Annotated in this window: 31 protein-coding genes; 19 read left to right on the top strand and 12 right to left on the bottom strand. The window is 69.3% G+C overall.

Annotation, left to right across the window (positions count from 1 at the left end; genetic code table 11):
- Positions 1-10: 10 nt before the first annotated feature.
- Both B9Y95_RS17925 and B9Y95_RS17930 read left to right on the top strand, forming a co-directional pair.
- A complete protein-coding gene (locus tag B9Y95_RS17925; protein ID WP_085513986.1) occupies positions 11-1,285 on the top strand; it encodes an AI-2E family transporter in 1,275 nt (424 codons plus the stop codon).
- On the top strand, positions 1,285-2,292 hold the full coding sequence (locus tag B9Y95_RS17930; RefSeq protein WP_085513989.1) for a DMT family transporter: 1,008 nt from the start codon (positions 1,285-1,287) through the stop codon (positions 2,290-2,292). Before B9Y95_RS17925 ends, B9Y95_RS17930 begins: the two co-directional genes overlap by 1 nt.
- Positions 2,293-2,372: 80 nt before the next feature.
- Here B9Y95_RS17930 and B9Y95_RS17935 read toward each other — a convergent pair whose 3' ends face one another.
- Positions 2,373-3,080, bottom strand: a complete 708-nt coding sequence (locus tag B9Y95_RS17935; protein ID WP_079706629.1) for a winged helix-turn-helix domain-containing protein — start codon at positions 3,078-3,080, stop codon at positions 2,373-2,375.
- A gap of 501 nt (positions 3,081-3,581) precedes the next feature.
- Positions 3,582-4,214, bottom strand: coding sequence for a uracil phosphoribosyltransferase (gene upp, locus B9Y95_RS17940; RefSeq protein ID WP_064294620.1), 633 nt, complete (start codon positions 4,212-4,214; stop codon positions 3,582-3,584).
- A 51-nt stretch (positions 4,215-4,265) separates the two neighbouring features.
- Between upp and tadA the strand changes: the two genes are divergently transcribed.
- The 3 genes from tadA (at position 4,266) to proC (ending at position 6,931) form a co-directional block, all read left to right on the top strand.
- A complete protein-coding gene (tadA, locus tag B9Y95_RS17945; protein ID WP_085513991.1) occupies positions 4,266-4,742 on the top strand; it encodes a tRNA adenosine(34) deaminase TadA in 477 nt (158 codons plus the stop codon).
- A 110-nt stretch (positions 4,743-4,852) separates the two neighbouring features.
- Positions 4,853-6,040, top strand: a complete 1,188-nt coding sequence (locus B9Y95_RS17950) for a MarP family serine protease (protein WP_085513994.1) — start codon at positions 4,853-4,855, stop codon at positions 6,038-6,040.
- 48 nt (positions 6,041-6,088) lie between these two features.
- Positions 6,089-6,931 (top strand): pyrroline-5-carboxylate reductase, encoded by an 843-nt coding sequence (gene proC / locus B9Y95_RS17955; protein ID WP_085513996.1) that lies wholly within the window; start codon positions 6,089-6,091, stop codon positions 6,929-6,931.
- Positions 6,932-6,947: 16 nt separating this feature from the next.
- Here proC and B9Y95_RS17960 read toward each other — a convergent pair whose 3' ends face one another.
- Positions 6,948-7,451, bottom strand: coding sequence for a GNAT family N-acetyltransferase (locus tag B9Y95_RS17960; RefSeq protein WP_085513999.1), 504 nt, complete (start codon positions 7,449-7,451; stop codon positions 6,948-6,950).
- Complete coding sequence (locus tag B9Y95_RS17965) at positions 7,448-8,047, bottom strand: TetR/AcrR family transcriptional regulator (RefSeq protein ID WP_085514001.1); 600 nt, start codon at positions 8,045-8,047, stop codon at positions 7,448-7,450. The genes B9Y95_RS17960 and B9Y95_RS17965 overlap by 4 nt, the downstream gene beginning before the upstream one ends.
- 63 nt (positions 8,048-8,110) lie before the next feature.
- On the opposite strand from B9Y95_RS17965, the gene B9Y95_RS17970 reads away from it, so the two are divergent.
- On the top strand, positions 8,111-8,569 hold the full coding sequence (locus tag B9Y95_RS17970) for a GNAT family N-acetyltransferase (RefSeq protein WP_085514004.1): 459 nt from the start codon (positions 8,111-8,113) through the stop codon (positions 8,567-8,569).
- Positions 8,570-8,573: 4 nt separating this feature from the next.
- Here B9Y95_RS17970 and B9Y95_RS17975 read toward each other — a convergent pair whose 3' ends face one another.
- Positions 8,574-9,245 carry a potassium channel family protein gene (locus tag B9Y95_RS17975; protein ID WP_056013885.1) on the bottom strand — a complete coding sequence of 224 codons (672 nt, stop codon included), beginning with the start codon at positions 9,243-9,245 and terminating at the stop codon, positions 8,574-8,576.
- Positions 9,238-10,680 (bottom strand): TrkH family potassium uptake protein, encoded by a 1,443-nt coding sequence (locus B9Y95_RS17980; RefSeq protein WP_079706637.1) that lies wholly within the window; start codon positions 10,678-10,680, stop codon positions 9,238-9,240. The genes B9Y95_RS17975 and B9Y95_RS17980 overlap by 8 nt, the downstream gene beginning before the upstream one ends.
- A 72-nt stretch (positions 10,681-10,752) precedes the next feature.
- Between B9Y95_RS17980 and B9Y95_RS17985 the strand changes: the two genes are divergently transcribed.
- The 4 genes from B9Y95_RS17985 to B9Y95_RS18000 all read left to right on the top strand — a co-directional run bounded on the left by B9Y95_RS17985 (position 10,753) and on the right by B9Y95_RS18000 (position 12,265).
- Positions 10,753-11,157, top strand: coding sequence for an ArsR/SmtB family transcription factor (locus B9Y95_RS17985; RefSeq protein WP_064294613.1), 405 nt, complete (start codon positions 10,753-10,755; stop codon positions 11,155-11,157).
- Positions 11,158-11,278: 121 nt separating this feature from the next.
- Positions 11,279-11,473 carry a helix-turn-helix domain-containing protein gene (locus B9Y95_RS17990; RefSeq protein ID WP_079706638.1) on the top strand — a complete coding sequence of 65 codons (195 nt, stop codon included), beginning with the start codon at positions 11,279-11,281 and terminating at the stop codon, positions 11,471-11,473.
- A 139-nt stretch (positions 11,474-11,612) separates the two neighbouring features.
- Positions 11,613-11,711: a 30S ribosomal protein bS22 gene (locus tag B9Y95_RS17995; protein ID WP_003792170.1), complete on the top strand. Its 99-nt coding sequence runs from the start codon at positions 11,613-11,615 to the stop codon at positions 11,709-11,711.
- Between the two features lie 245 nt (positions 11,712-11,956).
- Positions 11,957-12,265, top strand: coding sequence for a hypothetical protein (locus tag B9Y95_RS18000; protein WP_079706639.1), 309 nt, complete (start codon positions 11,957-11,959; stop codon positions 12,263-12,265).
- 42 nt (positions 12,266-12,307) lie between these two features.
- On the opposite strand, the gene B9Y95_RS18005 is transcribed toward B9Y95_RS18000, so the two are convergent.
- Positions 12,308-12,607, bottom strand: coding sequence for a helix-turn-helix domain-containing protein (locus tag B9Y95_RS18005; RefSeq protein ID WP_064294610.1), 300 nt, complete (start codon positions 12,605-12,607; stop codon positions 12,308-12,310).
- A 192-nt stretch (positions 12,608-12,799) separates the two neighbouring features.
- On the opposite strand from B9Y95_RS18005, the gene B9Y95_RS18010 reads away from it, so the two are divergent.
- Together B9Y95_RS18010 and B9Y95_RS18015 are read left to right on the top strand one after the other, a co-directional pair.
- On the top strand, positions 12,800-13,060 hold the full coding sequence (locus B9Y95_RS18010) for a glutaredoxin family protein (RefSeq protein ID WP_064294609.1): 261 nt from the start codon (positions 12,800-12,802) through the stop codon (positions 13,058-13,060).
- 40 nt (positions 13,061-13,100) lie between these two features.
- Positions 13,101-13,409, top strand: coding sequence for a Dabb family protein (locus tag B9Y95_RS18015; RefSeq protein ID WP_085514006.1), 309 nt, complete (start codon positions 13,101-13,103; stop codon positions 13,407-13,409).
- A gap of 18 nt (positions 13,410-13,427) precedes the next feature.
- Here the strand turns inward: B9Y95_RS18015 and B9Y95_RS18020 are convergent, their stop codons facing one another.
- The 4 genes from B9Y95_RS18020 to aspS form a co-directional block, all read right to left on the bottom strand.
- The gene (locus B9Y95_RS18020) at positions 13,428-14,216 is read right to left on the bottom strand and encodes a putative protein N(5)-glutamine methyltransferase (RefSeq protein ID WP_085514009.1); all 789 of its coding nucleotides are present in this window, start codon (positions 14,214-14,216) and stop codon (positions 13,428-13,430) included.
- Entirely contained in the window at positions 14,213-14,395 is a 183-nt protein-coding gene (locus B9Y95_RS18025; protein WP_085514010.1) for a YegP family protein, read from the bottom strand. Before B9Y95_RS18025 ends, B9Y95_RS18020 begins: the two co-directional genes overlap by 4 nt.
- A gap of 89 nt (positions 14,396-14,484) precedes the next feature.
- Positions 14,485-14,937: a flavodoxin domain-containing protein gene (locus tag B9Y95_RS18030; protein WP_085514012.1), complete on the bottom strand. Its 453-nt coding sequence runs from the start codon at positions 14,935-14,937 to the stop codon at positions 14,485-14,487.
- Between the two features lie 18 nt (positions 14,938-14,955).
- Positions 14,956-16,296 carry an aspartate--tRNA(Asn) ligase gene (gene aspS / locus B9Y95_RS18035; protein WP_085514014.1) on the bottom strand — a complete coding sequence of 447 codons (1,341 nt, stop codon included), beginning with the start codon at positions 16,294-16,296 and terminating at the stop codon, positions 14,956-14,958.
- Between the two features lie 85 nt (positions 16,297-16,381).
- On the opposite strand from aspS, the gene B9Y95_RS18040 reads away from it, so the two are divergent.
- The 5 genes from B9Y95_RS18040 to ccsB are packed head-to-tail and all read left to right on the top strand — an operon-like array spanning position 16,382 to position 21,068.
- The gene (locus tag B9Y95_RS18040; RefSeq protein WP_085514016.1) at positions 16,382-17,017 is read left to right on the top strand and encodes a histidine phosphatase family protein; all 636 of its coding nucleotides are present in this window, start codon (positions 16,382-16,384) and stop codon (positions 17,015-17,017) included.
- The gene (locus B9Y95_RS18045; RefSeq protein WP_085514018.1) at positions 17,017-17,625 is read left to right on the top strand and encodes a TlpA family protein disulfide reductase; all 609 of its coding nucleotides are present in this window, start codon (positions 17,017-17,019) and stop codon (positions 17,623-17,625) included. The genes B9Y95_RS18040 and B9Y95_RS18045 overlap by 1 nt, the downstream gene beginning before the upstream one ends.
- Positions 17,622-18,368, top strand: coding sequence for a cytochrome c biogenesis CcdA family protein (locus tag B9Y95_RS18050; RefSeq protein WP_079706647.1), 747 nt, complete (start codon positions 17,622-17,624; stop codon positions 18,366-18,368). Before B9Y95_RS18045 ends, B9Y95_RS18050 begins: the two co-directional genes overlap by 4 nt.
- The gene (gene resB / locus B9Y95_RS18055) at positions 18,352-20,016 is read left to right on the top strand and encodes a cytochrome c biogenesis protein ResB (RefSeq protein WP_085514021.1); all 1,665 of its coding nucleotides are present in this window, start codon (positions 18,352-18,354) and stop codon (positions 20,014-20,016) included. The genes B9Y95_RS18050 and resB overlap by 17 nt, the downstream gene beginning before the upstream one ends.
- Positions 20,013-21,068, top strand: a complete 1,056-nt coding sequence (ccsB, locus tag B9Y95_RS18060; protein ID WP_079706648.1) for a c-type cytochrome biogenesis protein CcsB — start codon at positions 20,013-20,015, stop codon at positions 21,066-21,068. The genes resB and ccsB overlap by 4 nt, the downstream gene beginning before the upstream one ends.
- A gap of 16 nt (positions 21,069-21,084) precedes the next feature.
- Here the strand turns inward: ccsB and B9Y95_RS18065 are convergent, their stop codons facing one another.
- Positions 21,085-22,062, bottom strand: a complete 978-nt coding sequence (locus B9Y95_RS18065; RefSeq protein ID WP_085514023.1) for an o-succinylbenzoate synthase — start codon at positions 22,060-22,062, stop codon at positions 21,085-21,087.
- Between the two features lie 62 nt (positions 22,063-22,124).
- Here B9Y95_RS18065 and B9Y95_RS18070 point away from each other — a divergent pair, with 62 nt between their 5' ends.
- Both B9Y95_RS18070 and B9Y95_RS18075 read left to right on the top strand, forming a co-directional pair.
- Positions 22,125-23,627: a hypothetical protein gene (locus B9Y95_RS18070; protein WP_085514026.1), complete on the top strand. Its 1,503-nt coding sequence runs from the start codon at positions 22,125-22,127 to the stop codon at positions 23,625-23,627.
- 16 nt (positions 23,628-23,643) lie between these two features.
- Complete coding sequence (locus tag B9Y95_RS18075) at positions 23,644-24,570, top strand: 1,4-dihydroxy-2-naphthoyl-CoA synthase (protein WP_064294597.1); 927 nt, start codon at positions 23,644-23,646, stop codon at positions 24,568-24,570.
- The last annotated feature ends 7 nt before the right edge of the window (positions 24,571-24,577 follow it).

The raw sequence follows: 24,577 nt of genomic DNA on the forward strand, positions 1-24,577 counted from the left end.
AGACCGCACGATGAAGACCCCCAAACTCCGGTTGCCCGGGTTCTCCTCCACCCCGGAGGAGCGCGAGGCCAGGCGCGCCAAGCACCAGGAGGCCAAGCAGGAACGCGCGGCGAAGGCCGCAGCCTCCTCACCGCCGTCGGCCGCCGTGGTCGCGGCCCTCCAACCCTCGGCTCCGAGCGTGCGCATCAACGCGTTCCGCATCGGCCTCGTCGGCGGTATCGGCGTGCTCGTCGCGCTCGTGATCGGCAGCATCGTCACGCAGCTCAGCACCACGCTCATCTACGTCGGCGTCGCACTGTTCATCGCGCTCGGCCTGGACCCGCTCGTGTCCTGGTTGGAGCAGAAGCTGCCGCGTGGCCTCGCCATCGCCGTCGTCTTCCTCGCCGTGATCGGCGCGTTCGTCGGGATCATCTTCGCGATCGTGCCGCTGCTCGTGACGCAGATCTCGAACTTCGTGAGCGACTACCCCCGGATCTCGCAGCAGTTCCTCAACAGCGACTTCGTCGCGTGGGTGCAGAACACGATCGGGAACACGCTCGACATCGACTCGGCGCTCAACGACGCGTTCTCCTTCCTCAAGGACCCCAACAACCTCCTGAACATCGGTGGCGGCATCGTCGCGGTCGGTGCGGGCGTCGCATCGGGCATCACCGGCTCGATCATCGTCCTCATCCTGACCCTGTACTTCCTTGCGTCGCTGCGCTCGATGAAGGCCGTCACGTACCGCTTCCTCCCCGCCTACCGCCGCGAGGGCTTCGCGCAGGTGCTCGAGGAGATCACGCAGGCCGTCGGACGCTACGTCGTCGGACAGGTCGGGCTCGCGCTCGTCAACGGTGTGCTGAGCTTCATCTTCCTCAGCATCATCGGAGCGCCCTTCCCGCCGCTGCTCGCCCTGCTGGCGTTCATCGGCTCGATGATCCCGCTCGTCGGAACGCTGAGCGCCTCGATCGTGAACAGCGCGCTCTGCCTCTTCGTCTCGCCGGTCACCGCGCTCATCGCGATCATCTACTACCTGATCTACATGCAGCTCGAGGCGTACGTCCTGAGCCCGCGGATCATGAACAAGGCGGTCGCGGTCCCCGGCGCGCTCGTCGTCATCGCGGCCTTCGGCGGCGGCGCACTCGGCGGCATCCTCGGCGCCCTCGTCGCGATCCCGGTCGCCGCGTCGATCATCATCATCGTGCAGAAGGTCGTCTTTCCGAGCCAGGACTCCAAGGTGGTACCGGAGAACAAACTCGGTGACGCCGAGACGGCGGCCGTCGGCACGAGCGCGGCGGCGAAGTGATGGCGGCGACCTCGTTCCCGGTCCTCGCGGCCGGCGCCCTGCTGCTGTCGGGCACCACCGGCATCGTCGCGCAGTCCGCGCGGGCCGCGGTCGATCTCGACATCCCCGCGATCAGCGTCACGCCGTACCAGGCGATCGGCATCCCGATCGCCCTCGTCGGTGCCTTCTTCCTGGCGGTGGGGACCCAGCTCCAGTCCCGAGGTGTCGGGAAGGTCGAGGCGGCCTCGTCGGCGTTCGGGCTGAAGCAGCTCCCGCAGCTGCTCGGTCGTCCGTCCTGGCTCATCGGGACCCTGCTGCTCGGTCTGGCCATCGTCTTCCAGCTCGTCGCGCTGGCCTTCGCGCCGCTCATCGTCGTGCAGCCGCTCGGGGCGATCGCCCTCGTGATCACGGCGCTGTTGAACGCCAGGGTCACCCGGGTGAAGATCACCAAGGAGCAGACCCGCGCGATGGTGCTGTGCGTCGCCGGTATCGGCCTCTTCGTGATCGTCGCCGCGCTCTACGCGGTCGAGGAGCCGATCCGTCAGCCGCAGCTCATCATCATCCTCATCATGCTGACCGTGGTGACCCTCGCCCTCGCGGGTGCCTATGCGCTGTGGCGCCGGAAGCTGCACACGGTGTTCTACGTGGTCGCGGCAGGCGTCCTGTACGGCTTCGTCGTGACCCTCGCGAAGGTCGTCATCAACCGGGTCATCACGCAGAACTTCGAGGGTCTCACCGTCGTCGGCATCATCGCATTGCTCGTCGCCGCCGGGGTGGGCGGGTTCTTCGTCCAGAAGGCCCACCAGAGCGGACAGCCGGACCTGGTGGTCGCGGGCCTCACCGTCGTCGACCCACTCGTCGCCGTCGGCATCGGCATCGTCGTGCTCGGTGAGGCGGCCAGTGCGCCCTGGTTCGCGCTCGTGCTCTTCGTCGTCGCCGGCGCGATCGCCGTCTTCGGCGTGTGGAAGCTCGCGATGCGCCCGGTCCCGGCACCGGGCGAGAAGCCGAAGAAGCCGCGCGTCATCTGACGCAGGACGTCCGACGGGCCCGGCGAGTGGAACACCCACTCACCGGGCCCGTCGTCTCGTCCCTGGGACGCCGATCCGGCTCAGAACAGGTCGGGCGACGGGGTGCTGGCGTAGCGGATGGAGACGTCCGCGTGGCGGTCGAAGCGGTAGCCGACGCCGCGCACGGTGCGGACGATGTCCTCGTAGCGGCCGAGCTTGGCGCGGAGGCGACGCACGTGGACGTCGATGGTCCGCTCGTTCGGGACCTCTTCGTCGTCGCCGGCGCGCCACAGGGAGGAGATGAGTTCGGCGCGCTCGATCGTGCGACCCTCGCGGAGGACGAGGTACTGGAGGAGCTCGAACTCCTTGTACGTGAGCGGCGCAGCCTCGTTGTCGAGGACGAGGCGCTTCCGGGAGATGTCGACGACGACACCGGCGTGGGCGCGGTCCTGCTCCTCCTCGTCGACCTCGTCGCGGTGGGCCGCGAGTGCCGACGGGTCCTGGAGGGCGAGCCGGACGACGTCGAGGTCGCGTCCGCCGGCACCGCGAGGCGCGAGGGCGACGGCAGCGTGCGTCTCGGCCTCCGGAGCGAACTGGGCTGTCAGGGCCTTGATGGCCTCGACGATCTCACCGAGGCTCGTGCCTGCGGCCGCCGCCTTCGCCTCGTCGAGGCCGACGTAGAGGACGAAGCCTCGGGCTTCGGGGCCGGCCGGAACGGCGCGGACGTGCGGGGTCGCGGCCCGAGGTGCGTCCTCGACGGCGGTGAGCTGGCGGGTGGGGCGGGTGGTCTGAACGGCTGCAAGAGACATGAGTGCGAGGTCCTCGGGAGTGATGATGCTACGACGGATCGTGCGCGATGCGCTCGGGGTGATCCCGCCTGCCGGTGGGCAGTTGCGGTCCCGCGATCCGGGAAGTGGCGCGTCGGCCGGGTACGGACGGGTACGTCCGGGAGTCGGCTCACCTGGTGGGGGAGCGGCGGACTCGGAGGTGCTGGGAGCAGTCGAGCGGATCCGTGTGGATCGCTACCGGTGCTGGAGGAGTCGGATCAGCGACACATTCGACAGCACATGACAGCGCGGCCGGGCATCATCATGCCGGCGTTCCCAGGGGCCTCGAAGGAGGTCGGGGTGGGCGCGTTGGTCGTCATAGTCCGCAATACAACAGGAATCCCCCGGATCCTGTCAAGTGCGAGCGGAAGATGACGTCGTGTTACTCGGGGATTGCCAGCCGGCGGCACAACTGAGATGAGGCGGATCGTCGTCCATCGCGGGGATGGACGACGATCCGCCTCATGTCGGCGGGAGCAGGGGTCAGACGACGCCGTAGAGGCGGTCGCCGGCGTCGCCGAGCCCGGGGACGATGTAGCCGTTCTCGTCGAGCTTCTCGTCGAGGGCGCCCAGGACGATGGTGACGTCCTTGCCGGCCGTCTCGGCCTCGAGGCGCTCGAGGCCCTCAGGAGCGGCGAGCAGGCAGATGGCGGTGACGTGCATCGCGCCGCGCTGGAAGAGGAAGTCGATGGCCGCCGCGAGCGAGCCGCCGGTCGCGAGCATCGGGTCGAGCACGAAGCACTGGCGGTCGGACAGGTCGTCGGGGAGGCGCTCCGCGTAGGTGGTGGGTTCGAGGGTCTCCTCGTTGCGCACCATGCCGAGGAAGCCGACCTCCGCGGTGGGGAGCAGCTTCACCATGCCCTCGAGCATGCCGAGGCCGGCCCGCAGGATCGGGACCACGAGCGGACGCGGCTCGCTGATCTTGACGCCGACCGTCTCGGTGACGGGCGTCTGGATCGTGATCTCCTCGACCGTGACACCGCGTGTCGCCTCGTAGGCGAGCAGTGTGACGAGCTCCTCGGTGAGGGCACGGAACACCGGTGACGGTGTGGTCTTGTCGCGGAGCACCGTGAGCTTGTGGGTGATGAGTGGGTGGTCGGCTACGTGCACTCGCATACGATCAATCTAGTCGCTCGCGCGGCGACCAGGATTTCGGGGAGATGACGGATGCACGCACCGGCCGAGTTCGCCGTGTGGATGGACCTCGCCATCGCCGAGGCCGAGGCGGCCCTGGCCAGCGACGACGTCCCGGTGGGCGCGGTGCTCGTCGCCCCGGACGGCACGGTCGTCTCCGTCGGGCGTAACGAGCGCGAACTGCACACCGATCCGACCGCCCACGCCGAGGTGGTCGCCATCCGCGCCGCCGCGACCGCGCTGGCCGACTGGCACCTCACGGAGCTGACGCTCGTCGTCACGCTCGAACCCTGCGTCATGTGCGCCGGCGCGATCCTCGCCGCCCGGATCCCGCGGGTCGTCTTCGGAGCCTGGGACGAGAAGGCGGGCGCGGTCGGTTCCGTCTACGACGTCCTGCGCGACCGGCGACTGCAGCACCGTGTCGAGGTCTACGCGGGCGTGGAGGCCGAGCGCTGCTCGACGCTCCTCACCGACTTCTTCCGAGGCGCGGGCGGCGTCGGAGCCCCCTGAGGGCGCACAGGCCCCGGAGATCCCAGCGCCTCGGCAGGCTCGGTGACCGGATGCGGCCGCTCCCAGCACTTCCGGAGCCCGTTGTCGGCGGGTGATGGCAGGATCGCAGGATGCAACCCGGCGTGATCCTCGACATCATCCTCGTCGTCGTCCTGATCGGCTTCCTGATCCGCGGGTGGCGTGCGGGGCTCCTCGGGAGCCTCGGCGGGCTCGTCGGGCTGGCAGCCGGTGGGGTCGGCGCCTTCTTCGCGATCCCGCTCGTCGCCTCGTGGGTGCCGGACGCGGCCTGGCGTGGCTGGGCGGCGGTCGCGGCGGCGGTGGTCGTCCTCGCCGTCGGCTACACGATCGGTGCGTTCATCGGCGGCGCCATCGGCTCCGTCGTCCGCAAGACCCCGCTGCGCGGTCTGGAGCGGCTGCTCGGGGCCGCCCTCAACCTCGTCGTCACCGCACTCGTCCTCGTGACCGCGGCCCTCGGTGTCGGATCCCTCGGCATCCCGCTGCTCGCCCAGGCGGTCGGGTCGTCCGCGGTGATCGGCACGATCGACCGCGTCACGCCCGTGCAGGTGAAGAGCACGCTCGCGCAGCTCCGCTCCACGGTGGTCGACGGTGGGGCCCAACGCGTCATCGAGGCCTTCGGTGGAACCGCGGACGTGCCCGCCGCCCCGCAGCTCGACACCTCGACGCCGGCGCTGCAGACGGCCTCCGCGTCCGTGGTGCGCATCAGCGGCACCGCCGAGTCCTGCTCGCGGAGCCTCACCGGAAGCGGCTTCGTCTTCGCCGACGACCTGGTCATGACGAACGCGCACGTCCTCGCCGGCGTGACGAACCCGGTCGTCGAGGTCCCGGGGGCCATGCCCAGGGAAGGGCGGATCGTCTACTTCGATCCGGTCGACGACCTCGCCGTCATCCGCGTCGACGACCTCGGCGCCCGATCGCTGCCGCTCGCACCGAACCCTGCTCCCGGTTCGAACGCCGTCGTCGCCGGGTATCCGTTCGGTGGTCCGTACACGGCCGGCGGCGCACAGGTCATCGTGGTGGGGCCGAGCCTCGTCGCCGACATCAGCGGGAACAACCCGACGAGCCGTCAGGTCGTGACGCTGTCCGGGACGGTGCAGCCGGGCAACTCCGGTGGCCCGCTCCTCACCGAGTCCGGTGAGGTGGCCGGCGTGATCTTCGCCCGCGACGCGAACTCCGCGCCGGTCGGGTACGCGCTCGCGATGGACGAGGTCCTGCCCGTCGTCGCGCTCGCCGGGTCGCTGCAGTCCGCGGTCCCGTCGGGCGCCTGCCTCGCCGACTGAGCCGGCCGCGCACGTGCCGCCGAGCATGCAGGTGCCTAGACTCGCAGGGTGAGTGAAACGATCAGCCTGCCCAGCATCGCCATCCTCGGAGCCGGTTCGATGGGAGGGGCCGTCCTCCGCGGTCTCGTCCAGCCGGGTGTCGAGGTCGACGGTGGCATCACGGTGACGAACCGGACCATCGCCAAGGCGGAGGCTCTGGCCGAGCTGCCCGGCGTCACCTCGATCGCCCTCGAGCAGGACGCCGACGGCAACCGTCGGGCGGCAGCCGCGGCGAAGATCGTCCTGATCGGCGTGAAGCCCTACCTGGTCGCCGACCTCCTTGCCGAGATCGCCGACGCGTTGCAGCCTGGCACGATCGTCGTGAGCCTCGCCGCCGGCATCCGCGGTGCGGCCTTCGAGGCCGCCCTGCCGGAGTCGGTGTCGGTCCTCCGCTCCATGCCGAACACCCCGTCCTACGTCGGGCTCGGCGTCACCGGGCTCGCGCCGGGTACCCGGTCGAGTGAGGACGACCTCGCCGTCGTCACCGCGCTCTTCGAGACCGTCGGCCAGGTGGTCGTCATCCCCGAATCGAAGATCGACGCCCTCAGTGCCATCTCCGGTTCCGGTCCGGCGTACGTCTACTACCTCATCGAGGAACTGACCCGGACGGCGATCGGCCTCGGATTCACCCCCGAGCAGGCGTCCGTGATGGTCAACGGAACCTTCCGCGGCGCGACGGAACTCCTCGCGACGACGGGGGAGAGCGCCGAGCAGCTGCGGATCAACGTCACGAGCCCCAAGGGGACGACGGAACGGGCGCTCGCCGTGCTCGCCGAGGCGGGCTTCAGCGAGACGTTCGACCGCGCCACAGCAGCCGCCATCGCGCGCGCCGAGGAGCTGTCGGCGTCCTGAGCCGACGGCGACCCGATCAGTCGAAGGTCCGCACGAAGCAGTCGAGGCCGGGTCTGCCGTCCCAGGAAGCGACCGCCACGAAGCCGGACCGCCGGTAGAGCGCGATCGCGGCGGAGCGCCAGTGCCACACGGAGAGACGCACGGTGTCGTCGCCCCGCAGCCGCGAGACGGTCGTCGCGGCCTCGAGCAGGGTTGCGGCCACGCCCCTGCGACGAGCGTCGGGGGCGACCCAGAGTCGCTTGAGCTCCGGCGACGGGCCGTCCGTCAGGACGGCGCAGCCGAGCACCCGGTCGTCCTCGACGGCCAGGAGGATCTCCTCGGAGGCGAAGGCGGTGCTCGGGTCGGTGATCTCGACCCGGTAGCGGTCGGGGAGGGTGATCGTCGGAGCGGAATCCTCCGGACGCGGTTCTCGGCCGAGGAGCTTCTCGTGCTCGGTCCGGCGGTGGTACTCCTCGAGGAGCTCGGCGAATCGCTCGCGACGATGAGCCGGAGCATCCGCCCACCGTTCCACGACGATCACACCTGACCCGTCCCGTCGAGCCCGAGGATGAGCAGTAGCCGGTCCAGCGCGGCGAGCTGGGCCGAGGCGTCGTAGTGGTCGTCGTCGGCTGTGCTCAGGGTGCTGACGCCCTCGATGAAGCCGACGACGACGGTGGCCGTCGCGGCGACCTCGGCCTCGGTGAGCTCGGGGCGGATCCCGGCCACGAGGCGCCGGGTGCGGGCGACGAACACGCCATGACCCGCACGGTGCCGTTCGGCCAGGACCTCGTCGTCGAGGGCCGCCGCGAGGTAGCCGAGCCAGACCCGGGCCTCCTGGCGCGTCTCGTCCGTGAGTGAGAGGGCCTGCCGGAGGACGGCGCGCAGCGCGTCGCGCGGGGTCGCGGCTTCGGCTTCGAGCGCCTCGGTCCGCGCCGCCGTCCGGTCGTGGAGCAGGTCTCTAGCGTGCAGCAGGAGCGCGCGCTTGTCGGGGAAGCGATGGAGGACGAGACCGGTCGTGCACCCGGCCTGCTCCGCGACCGCGCGGAGGGTCAACCCGTGCGGCCCGCGTTCACCCAGTACCTCCCAGACCGCGCGCGAGATCCGCGCCTGGGCATCGGGGTCCATCGTCCTGGCCATGTCGTCACCACCTCGGAACCGATGTTACCGTAATGCTTGTTACGGAATAACTGGAGGACACGCATGACGATCAGGATCAGCCGGGTGGCGTGGGACGACGAGGCGGGAACCGCGCTGCGGGCCGCCCAACGCCGCGAACTCGACGCGCGATACGGAAGCGACGATCACGAACCCGGGACACCGCCGACCGCAGCCGACATCACGCTCTTCCTGGTCGCCAGCGACGTCGACGACGCCCCGCTCGGTTGCGGCGGCCTGCGGATGCTCGGCGAGGGGAGCGCGGAGATCAAGCGCATGTACGTCGTCGAGCACGCCCGGGGGACCGGCGTCGCCATCGCGCTCCTCCGTGCACTCGAGGACGAGGCGCGGCGGCTCGGACTGGGGCAGCTCCTCCTCGAGACCGGCACGGAGCAGCCGGACGCGATGCGCTTCTACGAGCGCGAGGGGTACCACCCGATCGAAGCGTTCGGGCCGTACGTCGACGAGCCCCGGTCGCGCTGCTACGCGCGCGACCTGGGCTGAGGCCTCAGCCTTCGAGCGAGGCGAAGCGTTCGATGTCGGCGGACGTGCCGGAGACGATGATGAGGTCGTGGTTCGACACGACGGTGTCGGCGGTCGCGTAGGTGAACGGCTTCCCCGGTGACTTCACCCCGACGACGGTGATCCGGTACTTGGTGCGGACGCCCGACTCCGTCAGGTTCAGCCCGCGGATGGGCTTCGGCGGGTACATCTTGACGAGCGCGAAGTCGTCGTCGAACTGGATGAAGTCGAGCATGCGGCCCGACACGAGGTGGGCGACGCGTTCGCCGGCCTCGCGCTCGGGGTAGATGACGTGGCTCGCCCCCACCCGGGCGAGGATCTTGCCGTGCGACTGCGAGACGGCCTTGGCCCAGATCTGCGGGATCTTGAGGTCGACGAGGTTGGCGGTGATGAGCACGCTCGCCTCGATGGAGGAGCCGACCGCGACGACCGCGACCGAGAAGTCCTGCGCGCCGATCTGCCGGAGTGCCTCGATGTTCTTCGCGTCGGCCTGCACGGTGTGCGTGACCCGGTCGGACCACTTCTGCACGAGGTCGGAGTTGTCGTCGATCGCGAGCACCTCGCGGTCGAGGCGGTCGAGTTCGCCGGCACAGGCCGCACCGAACCGACCGAGTCCGATGACGAGGACCGGGGCGTCGTGCTTGATGCGGTCAACCAACGATGGGCCTCTCTTCGGGTCGTTTGAACAGCTGGCCGCTCTGACTCGCGGCCACGGCTGCAGCGAGTGTCACTGTACCAACGCGGCCCAGGAACATGGTGACGGCGAGGACGTACACTCCGGCGTCGGGCAGGTCCGCGACGAGTCCGGTGCTCAGCCCGACGGTCGCGAAGGCGGAGATGACGTCGAACAGCACGTGGTCGAGCGGAGCCTTCGTCATCTGCAGGATGACGATCGTCGACAGGGCGACGATCGTCGCACCCCAGAGGACGACGCTGACCGCGACGCGGAGCACGTCCTGCGGGATCCGGCGGCGGAAGACCTCGACACCCTCGCGGCCCCGGGCCTCGGCGAACGCGGCCAGGAACAGCACGGCGAGCGTCGTGACCTTGATGCCGCCGGCGGTCGAGGCGGAACCACCGCCGATGAACATGAGCATGTCGGCGACGAGCAGGGTCGAGCCGTTGAGGTCGCCGATGTCCACGGTGGAGAAGCCACCCGACCGCGTCATGGCCGACAGGAAGAACCCCTGGAAGATCGTGTCCCAGAGGTTCCACTTGTTCCAGGTCTCGGGGTTGTTGAACTCGAGCAGGATGAAGGCGAGCGCCCCGGCGAAGAACAGGATGATCGTCGTGACGAGCGTGAGCTTGACGTGCAGCGACCAGCGGCTCGGCCGACGGAAGTTGCGGCTCAGCGCGTAGATGACCGGGAAGCCGATGCTGCCGAGGAAGACCCCGAGCATGAGGATGCTGAGGAACCAGTAGTCGTTCTCGAAGGCCGCGAGGCCCTCGGCGTTCGGCGTGAAACCCGTGTTGGTGAAGGCCATGGCGGCGTAGTAGACGCTGTTCCAGGCGGCGTCCCAGGGGTTGATGCCGTCGAGCAGCATGCGCGGGAAGAGCAGGACCGCCAGGGCCGCCTCGATCACGAGGGCGCTGACGGCGACGGTGACGAGCAGGTTGCCGATCTCCCCGAGCCGGACGGCCTGACCCTCGGCGACGGGGCCGTGGTGCGACCGCAGGGGGTTCGTGTCGCTCGCCGCCATGAGCTTCTGGCGGAGCCCGAGTCGTCGTGCGATCACGAACCCGAGGATCGAGGCCAGGGTCAGGACGCCGAGCGCGCCGATCTGGACGCCGATGAACACGAGCACGTGACCGAAGAGCGACCAGTGCGTGGCCATGTCGACGGTCGAGAGCCCGGTGACGCAGATGACGGAGACGGCGGTGAAGAGCGCGTCGGCGATCGGGGTCACCTGGCGGTCGGCGCTCGCGATGGGGAGCGAGAACAGCATCGTGAAGACGAAGATCAGGAAGCTGAACACGAGGATGGCGAACCGCGAGGTCGACTTCGCGGCGAAGTCGCTGACGGCCTCCCTGACCCTCGCGAGTCCGTGACGGACGGTGATCGAGGGACGACGACCCATGGCATTGCCGCTCATCTGACCCCTCAACACCTCAGGACTGCGCCGGAGGCAATGGTACTCCGTGCGCTCCATCACTATCGTTGGAGCATGGCCGACATTTTCGACGTGATCGCTGACACCACCAGGCGGGACATCCTCGCGCTGCTGCTCGAACGGCACGGTGGCACCGGGACGAGCGTCTCCGAGATCGTCGCGCAGCTCGGCCTCAGCCAGCCGACGGTGTCCAAGCATCTCAAGGTCCTGCGCGAGGCAGAGCTCGTGGAGGTGCGCGAGGAGGGCCAGCACCGCTACTACAGCCTGGACTCGGCGCCGCTCGAGGACGTGGAGGACTGGCTCATCCCGTTCCTCAGCGTCGACTACCAGGACGACGGTGTCGATTTCGCGGCGCTGTCACTCCCGGACCAGGCCAAGGCGGTCGCGGGATCGGTCGGCAAGGTCGCCGCGGACGTGACCCATGCGGTGCAGTCGGTCACGAAGAAGCTCCGCCCGTAGCCTGCCCCCCGTTCACACAGGGGATGTACAGGGCGGGCGTCGGCCCTCTAGAGTTGCCATGCGGCGTTCCGGTCCTCGGGGCGCCGTTCAAGCGGGTTTCCAGAGGCGCGGGAGGGGTTCGATGACGCAGGACACTGCCGACGTCCGCTTCCTCACCGTGGCCGAAGTCGCCGAGATGATGCGGGTGTCCAAGATGACCGTGTATCGCCTGGTGCATTCGGGGGAGCTCCCGGCCATCCGGTTCGGGAAGTCGTTCCGGGTGCCGGAGACCGCCGTCGACGCCGTCCGGCAGCGCCCGGTCGCCGACGTCGGCTGAGGCGTTTCCCGCTCCTAGCAGCCTGCAGGCGTACGGCGTGTGAACGACGCGCGCTGCAATCGGCTAGACTGGCAACAAGACTTGTTCTCTTCGGTCGCGATCCCTGCGGCCAAGCCCCCCAATTCTGTGAGGTAAATCCGTGGGTTCTGTTATCAAGAAGCGCCGCAAGCGTATGGCGAAGAAGAAGCACCGCAAGCTGCTTCGCAAGACCCGTCACCAGCGCCGCAACAAGAAGTAGCCGGCTGCTCCGTTCGGAGCGCCTGACGACTCTTCGTCCACCGGAAGCGCCTACCCATTGGGGTAAGGCGCTTTCTGGCGTTGTCGAGGTGCTCGTCTCGTTCGCCGGTCGTGGCGGGGGTCTCCGCGGGTCGAGTGGCGTCGAGGTTCCTCCACAGGCGAGGCCGGACGGGACTGATCCACAGCGCGTCGCGGCACGCGGTCCGTCGCCCCGAGATCGTCGGCGGTCCTTCGTAGGTTCGTCGCATGACCCGCGATCTCCCGCCAACCGTCCACCGCAACCGACGCGAGCTCGCGTACCGGGTGCCGTTCGTCGTCGAACGAGACGACGCACCTCGCTATCGACTCCGGAACGTCGGTGACGAAGCCGTGCACTGGGTCGTGCTGCGCCTGATCGGGCCCGGACTCCTCGCCCCACTGGAACCGTGTCGGTTGACGCCGGGGAGCGCCCTGGAGTTCGAGGTGTTGGGCACCGAGCTGGCCCGCGCGACCAGTGTGCAGGTGTCCTGGTTCCGTCCCGGTGGTCACCAGTACCTCTGGCGGGTCACCTTCTGATGGACGCCGGCGGGTGGAGGGGAGTGGTCTCCGACGCGCGGGTCAGCGTTCCTGGTCGCGGCGAGCGGCCAGCAGATCGCGTGCCGTCAGCTTGTGCGCCCGCCCCGGGTACATGTCGGCGTTGAGGCCCGTGATGAACGGGGCCGGGTCGAGGTCGAGCGCGGTACTCAGCCGGACGAGCGTCTCCACGCTCGGGTGCACCTGCCCTCGCTCGATCTTGCCGATGTTCGTCCAGTGCATCCCGGCCAGCACGCCCAGGTCCTCGAGGGTCAGCTGTCGCTCGTTGCGGGCGGCCCGCAACCGCTCGCCGAGGATGGTCGCGGCTTCCGAATGTGTAGGCATCACTCAATGACAACGGACCTCGACCGGCGCATGCCAGAGTGTCTGAGCCTGATGGTTTCACTCCACATGGTTCTCAGTCCTGGGTTCAACGGCATCATCATTCCGGCATCGTGTCAGATGCCTTCGTGAAACACCACACGTGTCGGCTCCCTGGATGTGCTGCGACCTCGGGCACCCCGTACAGTTGTGGAGGTGTCCACTCTGCACGTCACGCTCATCGGCAAGCCCGGCTGTCACCTCTGCGACGACGCCCGTGCCGTGATCGACGAGGTGGTCGCAGGCCTCCCGTCCGACGGCCCGACGATCGAACGCGAGGAGCTCTCGATCCTCGACGATCCCGCGCTCCACGACCGCCACTGGGAGGAGATCCCCGTCGTCCTCATCGACGGCAGGGTCCACAACTACTGGCGCATCGACCCCGACCGCTTGCGGTCCGCGTTGCTCGCCGACTGATCCGCACGTCCATCCATCCACATCGACCCTTGGGGGCCCAGTGACCATCCGCCACATCGTCAGTTGGAAGCTGGCAGCTACGGACGACGCCGAGCGCGACGCGGCGTTCGCCACCATGCAGTCCGAACTCGAGGCACTCGCCGGGTTCATGCCGGACGACATCGAGCGCCTCCAGGTCGGGCGCAACATCGCCTACCCCGAGAGCAACTGGGACGTCGTGCTGGTCGGCGACTACCCGAGCCTCGAGGCGCTGGAGCGCTACCAGGTCCACCCGGAGCACGTCCGCGTGGTGCAGATCGTCCGTCAGCTCGTCGTTGAGCGCTCCGCGGTCGACTTCCAGCTCGATTGAGCCCCGCGCGCGCAGGACTCAGGCCATGACGCCGACGGCGACGGTGCCGTCGAACTCGTCGTCGCGGACGATCGACGCCGTGAGGCCCGCCGCCCGCATGAGCGCGGCGGTCTCGGGGGCCTGACGTTCGCTCGTCTCGATCAGGACGGCGCCGGTCGGCGAGAGCCAGTCGGGGGTCTGCATGATGATCCGACGCTGCACGTCGAGCCCGTCGGCGCCGCCGTCGAGGGCGATCACGGCTTCGTGCTCCCTGGCCTCCGGGGGCATCGTGGCCATCGACGCCGACGGTACATAGGGAGCGTTCGCGAGCAGGAGGTCCACGCGCCCCGCGAGCGCCCCGGGGAGCCCGTCGAACAGGTCTCCGGGCAGGGCGTGCCCACCGAGTGGCTCGACGTTGCGCCGGGCGCAGTACACCGCGGCGAGGTCGATGTCCGACGCCCAGAGGTCGATCGGGCCGGGCGCCTCGGTGAGGAGTGCACTCCCGACGGCCGCGGCGCCGCAGCAGAGCTCGACGACTGTCGAACCGTTCCGGAGGCGTGGGAGGGCGACGTCGACCAGGAGCTCGGTCCGTCGCCTCGGCACGAAGACCCCGTCCGCGACGACCACCCGGCGGCCTCGGAACGCGACCCAGCCGAGGACGTGTTCGAGCGGCCGTCCGGCGACCCGTGCTGCGACCATCCGTTCGAGTCGTCCGTGATCAGGTGCCTCGGCCAGCAGGAGTGCCGCTTCGTCCTCGGCGAAGACGCACCCCGCGGTCCGCAGTCGCTCGACGAGCGCCGCCGCGTGCTCCGGGTCGACCTCGATCAGGAGTCGCGCTCGACGATCACTGCATCAGCCGCGTTGGCCCGTACGGAGGCGATGCCCTGGTGAGCCGCGGCCTTCGTCGTGTAGCTCTCGGAACTGGCGATCACCTCGCCGTTCGCCGCCTTGAGATTGAAGCGGTATCCGCCGCTCTTGTCCTGGAACACCTCGAACTTGCCAGCCATGCTGCACTCCTCGATTGCACCGCGCGAACACGCGACAGGTGTCCGTCAGAAGTCAATATAGGCCGGACCGTCGTCGGGCACCAGGGTGTCTACAGCTGTTCTGCGGCGGCGAGCACACCGGGCAGCCAGGCGAGCGCGACGTCCTTCTTGCGCTCGAACCCGCCGTCGTCGTGCAGACCGAACTCGCCGAAGCGGGTCGCGCCGTGCTCGGTGAGGATGGCGTCGAGCAGCGAGCTGCCCTGGTTGTACGTGTCCTCGTAGCTGCTGTCGCCCAGCCCGAAGATGGCGTACCGGAGCCCGTCGAGCTCGACGTCGGACTCCTCGAGCGCCTCGTAGAAGATCTGGCCGGTCTCACCGAGGAGGCCGTCGCCGTACGTCGACGTGATGAAGATGTGGATCTCGTCGGTCGACAGCTCCGCGGGGTCGACGTCGCCGAGGTCGACGACGCGCCACTGGTGCTGTGAACCGATGGCCTTGCCGAGGTCGCCGGCGAGGCGTTCGGCGTTGCCGGATTCGGTCCCGTACAGGATGACGATCTGCATGGCGTCCTTCTTGCGGGGTTACGGGGCGAGGCGGGTCGGGCCGCGGAACAGGTAGGTGACCTCGCGGATGGAGGTCTCGTGCAGCATGAGCATGAGCACGCGGGCGAGGCCCATGCCGAAGCCGCCGTGCGCCGGGACGCCGTAGCGGAAGAAGTCGAGGTAGAACTCGAGCTCCTCGGGCTCCAGGCCCTTCTCCTTGGCCTGCTCGACGAGGACGTCGACGCGGTGCTCGCGCTGCGCGCCCGTGGAGATCTCGACGCCGTTGTAGATGAGGTCGTAGCTGTTGGTGAGCGAGCCGTCCTCGGCGTTGCGCATGTGGTAGAACGGCCGGATGCTCGACGCGTAGTCGGTCAGGAAGACGAAGTCGTGACCGAAGGTCTCCTTGACGTAGGCCGCGATCTGACGCTCGCCCTCGGGGTCCATGTCGTCGTCGGCGCGGGGGATCTCGTAGCCGCGCTCGGCGACGATGCGCTTGGCCTCGGCCAGCGGGATGCGCGGGAACGGACGCGACGGGACCTCGAGCTCGATGCCGAAGAGCTCGGAGATCTGCTCGCCGTGCTTGTCCTTGACCGCCGTGAAGCCGGCGACGAGGAGCTCCTCGTGCAGCTGCATGACGTCCTCGTGGGACTCGATCCAGCTGATCTCGGCGTCGACGCTCGTGAACTCGGTCGCGTGTCGGCTGGTGAACGACGGGTCGGCGCGGAACGCCGGTCCGACCTCGAACACCTTGCCGAAGCCGGCGGACTGCGCCATCTGCTTGAAGAACTGCGGGGACTGCGCGAGGTACGCCTTGCCCTCGAAGTAGTCGACCTCGAAGAGCTCGGCGCGCGACTCGCTCGCGCTCGCCATGAGCTTCGGGGTGTGGATCTCGATGAAGTCGTTGTCGATCCAGTACTGACGCAGTGCGTGCTCGAACGTCGTCTGGATGCGGAAGATCAGGGCCTGCTTCGGCTGGCGCAGGTCGAGGAAGCGCCAGTCGAGCCGCTTGTCGAGCGAGGAGTCAGCAGCGATCGGCGTCTCAGGGTTGGCGGCGGTGACGACCTCGAGCGTGGCGACCTTGACCTCGATGCCGCCGAGCTTGACGCGCTCGTCGTGCTTGAGCTCACCGGTGACGGTGATGAAGGAGCCGTGCGCGAGGGCGGAGATGGCCTCGGTGGTGGCGAGCCGCTCGGCCGAGCCCTCGACCTCCGGGTCGACCTCGCGGACAGCCGGGTTCACCAGCTGGACGGCGCCGCTCTCGTCGCGGAGGACGACGAACTGCACCTTCTTCTGGTCGCGGACGGTCTCGACCCATCCGGAGACGGTGACGGGACCGTCGGACAGGGCGGCCAGGTTCTTCACAACGACGCGTTCACTCACCCCGACAGCTTAGCCGTCGCTCGTGGCTCCGACCTGGACGGAGGTCACGGTGAATCCGCAGCTTGGGGAAACGTACACTTGGAGGGTGGTAGCCGACCAGATCCATCTCGTGCGTCACGGCGAGGTGCACAATCCTTCTCGTGTGCTCTACGGTCGACTCCCCGCATTCCGACTGTCGGAGCTCGGCGAGCGCATGGCGCAGGCCGCCGCGGACGACCTCGTGAGCCGTGATCGCACGGTGGCCGCGCTCTACGCGTCTCCGCTGCAGCGCACCCAGGAGTCCGCAGCACCGGTCGCCGCCGCGTTCGGGCTCGCGGTCGTCTCCGAGCCGCGCGTGATCGAACCGTTCAACGAGTTCGAGGGCAAGCGCATGAGCCGCGCCCTGAAGAACCCGCTCAACTGGTCCAAGCTCCGCAACCCGTCGCGTCCGAGCTGGGGCGAGCCGTACGCGTCGATCGTCAACCGCATGACCGCGGCCGTCGAGGACGCCTGGCGGGCGACGCCGTCGGGCGACGTCGTCATCGTCAGTCACCAGCTGCCGATCTGGATGCTGCACAGCTCCGTCGTCGGGGCGCCGTATCGTCACGACCCGCGGAAGCGGCGGTGCGCCCTGTCGAGCATCACCACCTTCGAGCGGACCGAGCAGGGCTTCGTCGAGGTCGGCTACGTCGATCCGGCCGCCCGTCTGTCGTCCGGTGCGACCGATGTCGGGGCCGTCTGATGGCCCGCAGATCGAGGACGTCCGCCGTCGCCGCCGTGCTGGCCGTCGGGGCACTCCTGCTCACGGCATGCGGGAGCGACCCGCTCGCCGACCAGTACCGCGAGGGCAGCAGCAAGGGGTACGTCGCGGGCGACGGCAGCGTGACGGAGGTCGCGCTCGACGACCGCGGTGAGTCGATCAGCTTCTCGGGCGTCGGCGAGGACGGCGAGCAGATCTCCTCCGCCGACCACGCGGGCCAGGTCCTCGTCGTGAACTTCTGGTACGCCGCCTGCGCCCCCTGCCGCGCAGAGGCCAAGGACCTGCAGGCGCTCAACGAGGCCTACACCGACCAGGGCGCCACCTTCATCGGCGTCAACGTCCGCGACACCGCCGACACCGCGAAGGCGTTCAACGGCACCTTCGGCATCACCTACCCCTCCATCCTCGACGTCGACAGCGGGGAGGCGAAGCTCGCCTTCACGGGCAGTGTCCCGCCGAACGCGGTGCCGACCACCATCGTCCTCGACGCCGAAGGTCGGGTCGCCGCCCGCATCCTCGGGCAGCTGCAGGACCGCACCATCCTCGACACCCTCATCCGCGACACGATCGCCGAGAGCGCCCCAGAGTGAGCCCCGGCGAGCTCGTCTACGGCGGCCAGCTCCTCGTGGCGATCCCGATCGCCATCGCGGCCGGTCTGCTGTCCTTCCTCTCGCCGTGCGTCCTGCCGCTCGTCCCCGGCTACCTCGGGTACGTCGGCGGGATGACGACGGTCGAGGAGGGGCGTTCCGGTGCGGGTCGCCGGCGCGTGCTGCTCGGCGTCAGCCTCTTCATCCTCGGCTTCACCGTCGTGTTCGTGGCGATCGCGGCGTTCGTCGGGACGATCGGCGCCTGGTTCGTCGAGTGGGAGGGCGTCATCACCCGCGTCCTCGGTGCGGTCGTGATCCTGATGGGGCTCATCTTCATCGGACAGTTCTCGCGGCTGCAACGCACGGTGCGCACCAGCTGGGCACCCGCCACCGGCCTCGCCGGCGCGCCGCTGCTCGGCTTCGTCTTCGCCATCGGCTGGACGCCCTGCCTCGGCCCGACGCTCACCGCGATCAGCGCGCTCTCCCTCTCGGGCGGCTCCGCGTGGCGCGGGGCACTCCTCGGGCTGTTCTACTGCCTCGGTCTCGGCATCCCCTTCCTGCTCGTCGCGCTCGGACTCGGTTGGGTCACGGGGTCGTTGGCGTTCCTCAAACGGCACATCCGCACGATCAACATCATCGGCGGCGTGCTCCTCATCGTGATCGGTGTGTTGATGGTGTCTGGTCTCTGGTCCGCTTGGATGTACTCGTTGCAGGGGGTGATGAGCGGCCTTGTCACGCCCCTCTGATCACATCGATTCCGCCGCCCCGGCTCCGGCCGACGGCATCAACCAGCCGAAGCTCGGCTTCGTCGGTTGGCTCCGCTTCTTCTGGCGTCAGCTCACGAGCATGCGCACGGCGCTCTTCCTGCTGCTGCTCCTCGCGATCGCCGCGGTGCCCGGTTCGCTCGTCCCGCAACGGTCGAGTGACCCGAACGGCGTCACCCAGTACTTCACCGACAACCCGGACCTCGCGCCCGTCCTCGACAAGGTGCAGGCGTTCGACGTCTACAGCTCGGCATGGTTCTCCGCGATCTACCTGCTGCTGTTCATCTCGCTCATCGGCTGCGTGATCCCGCGGACGAAGCACCACTGGCTCGCCCTGCGCTCCCGCCCACCGCGGACGCCCGCGCGCCTGTCACGGCTCTCCGCGTTCGAGCGTCGCAGCGACGACAGCGGGGCGACCGCCACCGAGCTCATCGACGATGCGACGAAGCAGCTGAAACGCCAGGGCTACCGCGTCGAGCGCTACGACGCGGAGGGCTCCGCATCGGTGTCCGCCGAACGAGGCTTCCTCCGCGAGACCGGCAACCTCGTCTTCCACTCGGCCCTCGTCGGCATCCTCGTGACGGTCGGCTTCGGCGGCGGTTTCGGGTTCTCCGGTCAGCGCGTGCTCGTCGAGGGTCAGACCTTCGTCAACACCCTGCTCGACTACGACTCGTTCAACCCCGGCCGCTTCTTCAACGAGTCGGAGCTGGCACCCTACAAGTTGACACTCGACGAGTTCGGCGTCACCTACGAGACCGAGAACCTCGACGCGTACGGCCAGGCGATCGACTACCGCGCGAAGGTCACGACGACCTCGCCCGGCGGGAAGCCGCAGGACGCGACGATCAAGGTCAACGATCCGCTGCGGTTCGAGGGCACCGACGTCTACCTGCTCGGCAACGGCTACGCGCCGACGATCACCGTCCGCGATCCCGAGGGCAAGGTCGTGTTCAGCGACTCCATCCCGTTCCTGCCGCAGGACGCCCAGCTCACCTCGCTGGGCATCGTCAAGGTCCCGGACGGACTGGCGGAGCAGCTCGGCATGATCGGGTTCTTCTACCCGACGCAGGCCGCTTCCAAGCCGCCGTTCTTCTCGTCCTACCCCGACCTCGCCTATCCGGTGCTGACGCTCAACGTCTACTCCGGCGACCTCGGTATCAACGCCGGTGCTCCGAAGTCGGTCTACGCGCTCGACGTCGACGACATGAAGCAGCTGACCGGTGGCGACACCGGCGTCGAGTCGATCGAACTCACGCCGGGGCAGATCACCGACCTGCCGAACGGACTCGGCACCGTCTCGTTCGACAACGTCGCCGCCAACCCGTCGACCGAGAACTACGCCGGCTCCGTCAAGCGGTTCGCGTCGTTCGACGTGCACCACGACCCGACTCAGCTGTGGGTGCTCGCGTTCGCCATCCTCGCCCTGTCCGGCCTCATCACCTCGCTCTTCGTCGCCAGACGCCGCGTCTGGGTGAAGGCCGTGACCGGGAGCGACGGCACCGTCTCCCTCGAATACGCCGGACTCGCCCGCGGCGAGGACCCAGGCCTCGAAGCGGCCGTCGCGGCGATCGCCGAAGCGCACAGTCCAACGCCTGTCCCGTCCGAACCCGAAGGTAGAATCACCCCGTGACCCTCGTCGAAATCTCGAACCTCTGCCTCTGGTCGGCCGTCGCCGTCTACGCGCTGGCGTTCATCGCCTTCACGTTCGACCTCGCGCGCCGCAGCGCCGAGGTCACCGCGGCGATCGACGCGGCCGAGCGGGCCGAGCTGGAACGGTCGGCAGCCGCCGAGGAACGCGTCGGTGCACTCGCCTCCGCCGCGGCGCGGACCGCCGCGCCCATCGTCACGAGCGACGGTGTCCCGCGCAAGACCCGCCGTCCCTCGGACGAGCCCGAGCAGCAGGCGTCGCGCAAGTCGCCGAGCCTCCGGGTCGGGGTCTCGCTCACCGTCATCGCCTTCCTGCTCCACCTCGTCGCGGACGTGACGCGCGGTATCGCCGCCGGTCGCGTCCCGTGGGCGAACATGTACGAGTTCGCGATGACGGGCACGCTGCTCATCGTCGCGGTGTTCCTCGTGGTCATCGCGCGCGTGGACCTCCGTTTCCTCGGCAGCTTCGTGATCGGCCTCGTGACCGTGCTCCTCGGCCTCGCCACCGCGAACTTCTACGTCGAGGTCGTCCCGCTGCCGCCGGCGCTGCAGTCGGCGTGGCTCGTCATCCACGTGTTCGTCGCGAGCCTCGGCACGGCGTTCTTCGCCATCGGCTTCGCGTTGAGCGTCGTGCAGCTCCTGCAGGGGCGTCGCGAGCGCCGGCTCGGACTCGTACAGCCCACCCAGAGCTCCGGGCGTCTGCGCTTCCTGCTCACCCTCCCGAACGCGGAGCGCCTCGAGAACCTCGCCTACCGTGTCAACATCATCGGCTTCATCTTCTGGACGTTCACGCTCATGGCCGGTGCCATCTGGGCGGAGCGCGCCTGGGGTCGGTACTGGGGCTGGGACACCAAGGAGGTGTGGACCTTCATCATCTGGGTGATCTTCGCCGGGTACATCCACGCCAGGGCGACGCGCGGCTGGCGCGGATCACGCGCGGCCACGCTCGCGATCATCGGCTTCAGCGCCGTGATGTTCAACTTCGTCGTCGTGAACGTGTTCTTCAAGGGTCTGCACGCCTACAGCGGCCTGTAGGTCCCTGCGCCGGGCCTCAGCCCAGCAAGGCGTGGGTTCGGCGGAGCCGGTCGAGCCACCACGCCGTGCGCTCCGGCGACGCCGTGAAGTGCTCGAGGAGATCGACGTCCACCTCGACGCGCCGGACGCCGATGCCGCCGTCCACGGGATCGAGCGGTGCGGTCGTCACATCGCCGCCGAGGAGCGCGGTGGTGGCGAGCCCGCAGTCGTAGTCGAGTTCCGGCAGGGCCGCCGCGAGGTGGGCACCCATGGAGATGCCGACGGAGGTGTCGAGGGCGCTCGAGACGACGATCGGCAGGCCGGCCTCGCCCGCGATGCGGAGCGCGGCGTGCACGCCGCCGAGTGGCTGCGCCTTCACGACGAGCAGGTCGGCGGCGCCGGCGCGAGCCACGGCCAGGGGGTCCTCGGCTTTACGGACGCTCTCGTCCGCCGCGATGGCGACGTCGAGTGAGGAGACCCGTTCACGGATCTCGGCGAGTTCCGTGACGGTCGCGCAGGGCTGCTCGACGTACTCGAGGTCGAAGGGTTCGAGGGCACGGATGGCGTGTTCGGCCTCGTCGACGTTCCAGTTGGTGTTGGCGTCGACGCGCAGGCGACCCTCGGGTCCGATGGCCCGCCGGACGGCGGCGACGCGCGCGACGTCGTCGGCGAGCACCTGCCCGCGCTCGGCCACCTTCACCTTCGCGGTCCGGCAGCCCGGGAAGCGGGAGAGGATCGACGGCACGTCCGCCGCGTCCACCGCCGGGACCGTCGCGTTCACGAGGATGCGATCCCGGTGGAGGGGCGGGAGGTCCGACCAGCCGAAGTCGATGGCGGCCCGGAGCCACGCGGCCGACTCCTGGTCGTCGTACTCGACGAAGGGGGAGAACTCCGTCCACCCGGCGGGCCCGCGGAAGAGGACGGCCTCGCGGGTGTCGATGCCCCGGAACCGGACGCGGAGGGGGATGGAGACCACGCGGGCGGTGGCGAGGACGTCGTCGAGGTTCGCTTGCATGACCCCATCCTGCACCCCCGCGTCGGAAGCCGTCGCGGGACGCCCGTGACACAATCGATCCCGTGCCGCTGTTCTCCCGACGCAAGCCGACGCCCGGCGATCGGCGAAGCGTGCCCGCGGACGAACCAGCCGCCTTCTCGGTGCCCGAGCCGATCTTCGAGCCGAGCCCCGAGGCCGAGGTGCTCCCGGTGATCGAGAAAGCGTCCGGCGGATCCTCCGATGAGCCGCGCGATCCGAACGCACCGCCGATCCCCGGGGCGCCGCCGGCAGCCGCGTCCTCGACCGCGCCAGCGCCTGCCGCCCCGGAACGCACCCCCGAGGAGCTGGAGGCGGAGACCGCCAGGTTCCGTCGTCCGGGGTCCCGTGGACGACGGACGCCGCGGCAGCCCGCATCGCGGCAGCCGTCATCGCGGAAGCCGTCGTCGCGCCGTCGACGGAAGGCGGCGGAGCGCGCGGCTGCCTCGCAACCCAATTCCGCGGCGATCCCGGCCGACGACGGCGAGCGGAGTCCGGCGGCCCACCCGCCTGCCGCCGGTGCATCCCCGACGGGTCGGGACGGACTCGGCGCGCGGAGTCGGGGTGTCGCCGCCTCCTTCTCGCCGCTCGCCCTGCTCGGCGCGGTGGTGGCCGTCACCCTCTTCACCGTCCTGCTGGCCGTGAGCTACCGGCCCGGCGAGGGGGCCTGGGCCATCCTCGTGGCGTTCGTCCTCGTCGTCGTCGTGCAGATCGTGCTGCTCGTCGGGAGTGTCATCGTCATCCGCCGGAAGGTACGGCGCCGCTGGGGCGTGCTGGCGTTGGTGCTCATCCTCGTCGTCAACCCGGTCACGGCGATGGCGGTCGGTGGTCTCGCCCCAGACCGGGCAGGGGATGGCTCCTCCGCCGGCGGCAGCGGCGACGAGGAGCACGACCCGATCTGGGACACCTACCCGGGATCCGCCTACGTCGACGCGAAGGAGACCCTCGACGGGCCGAGCTACGAGGACTTCGTCGGGACGTCCGACGAGATGCTCGCGGAGATCCGGACGGCGTTGACCGCCGAGTTCGGGTTCGACTGGGTGGAGCGACAGCCTGCCGAGACGGAGGTCGATCAGAACGGGTACGGCGGGGACTCCATGCTCTTCGAGTACACGGCACCGGTGTGGCAGACGACGACGACCGTGCGGACCTTCGAGGAGAAGTCGCGGGTCGTCGAGCTCATCCGGCAGGTCCTGCTCCGGTACGGCATCGCGAACCTCGACATGCAGAACGCACCGTCCTCCTGGCGTGAGCCGGGCGAGCTCACCGAGCGGTACGGCGGCGAGACCCTCGACACCCAGGCGCTGTGGGACCTGCACACCTACAACGCCATCACGGGGGCCGGCGACTTCCGGACGAGCATCGTCGATCTCACGCTCGATTCGGCCGGCACGGTCGCGAAGGACCGCGAGTTCGACGTCGACTACTACGACATGGCGGCGGAGGGTGTCGAGCTGCACCTCGACTCGTATGCGCTCCTGAAGGAGGCGGACCGCGCCGACTACCTGGAAGCGCTCAAGCCCTACGCGGACCTCGACAAGCCGAAGTAGTGCCTAGGCTGGACGCATGAGCGATCGAGTGTCCGAACTGTTCGACCCGGAGATCTGGGACGTCGTACCGGGGTTCGAGGACCTCACCGATCTGACGTACCACGTCGCGCGCGAGGGCGGCTTCGTGCGCATCGCGTTCGACCGGCCCGAGGTGCGCAACGCCTTCCGCCCGCACACCGTCGACGAGCTGTACCGCGCGCTCGACCACGCTCGCCAGAGCCCGACGGTCGGGGTGGTGCTGCTCACCGGCAACGGTCCGAGCGCGAAGGACGGCGGCTGGGCGTTCTGCTCGGGCGGCGACCAGCGCATCCGTGGTCGCGACGGCTACCGCTACGCGAGCGACGACGCCGCGGATGACGAGACGGCGAGCGGCATCGACGCCGCGCGCAACGGTCGCCTGCACATCCTCGAGGTCCAGCGCCTCATCCGCTTCATGCCGAAGGTCGTCATCAACCTCGTTCCCGGGTGGTCCGCGGGCGGCGGGCACTCCCTCGGCGTCGTGTGCGACCTGTCGATCGCGAGTCGGGAACACGCGCGGTTCAAGCAGACCGACGCCGACGTCGGTTCCTTCGACGCTGGGTACGGGAGTGCGTACTTCGCCAAGCAGGTGGGTCAGAAGTTCGCCCGCGAGGTGTTCTTCCTCGCCCAGGAGTACGACGCGGAGCGCGCGCTGCAGGCGGGCGCGATCAACGCGGTCGTCCCGCATGCCGAGCTCGAGCAGACGGGGGTCGCCTGGGCCCGCACCATCCTCGGCAAGTCACCGACCGCCATCCGCATGCTGAAGTTCGCCTTCAACGCCGTCGACGACGGGCTCGTCGGCCAGCAGGTCTTCGCGGGCGAGGCCACCCGCCTCGCGTACGGCACCGACGAGGCCGTGGAGGGGCGCGACGCCTTCCTGGAGAAGCGCAAGCCGGACTGGGCTCCGTTCCCCTGGCAGTTCTGAGCTGCCT

Source organism: Plantibacter flavus (assembly GCF_900177615.1).
GTDB lineage: Bacteria > Actinomycetota > Actinomycetes > Actinomycetales > Microbacteriaceae > Plantibacter > Plantibacter flavus.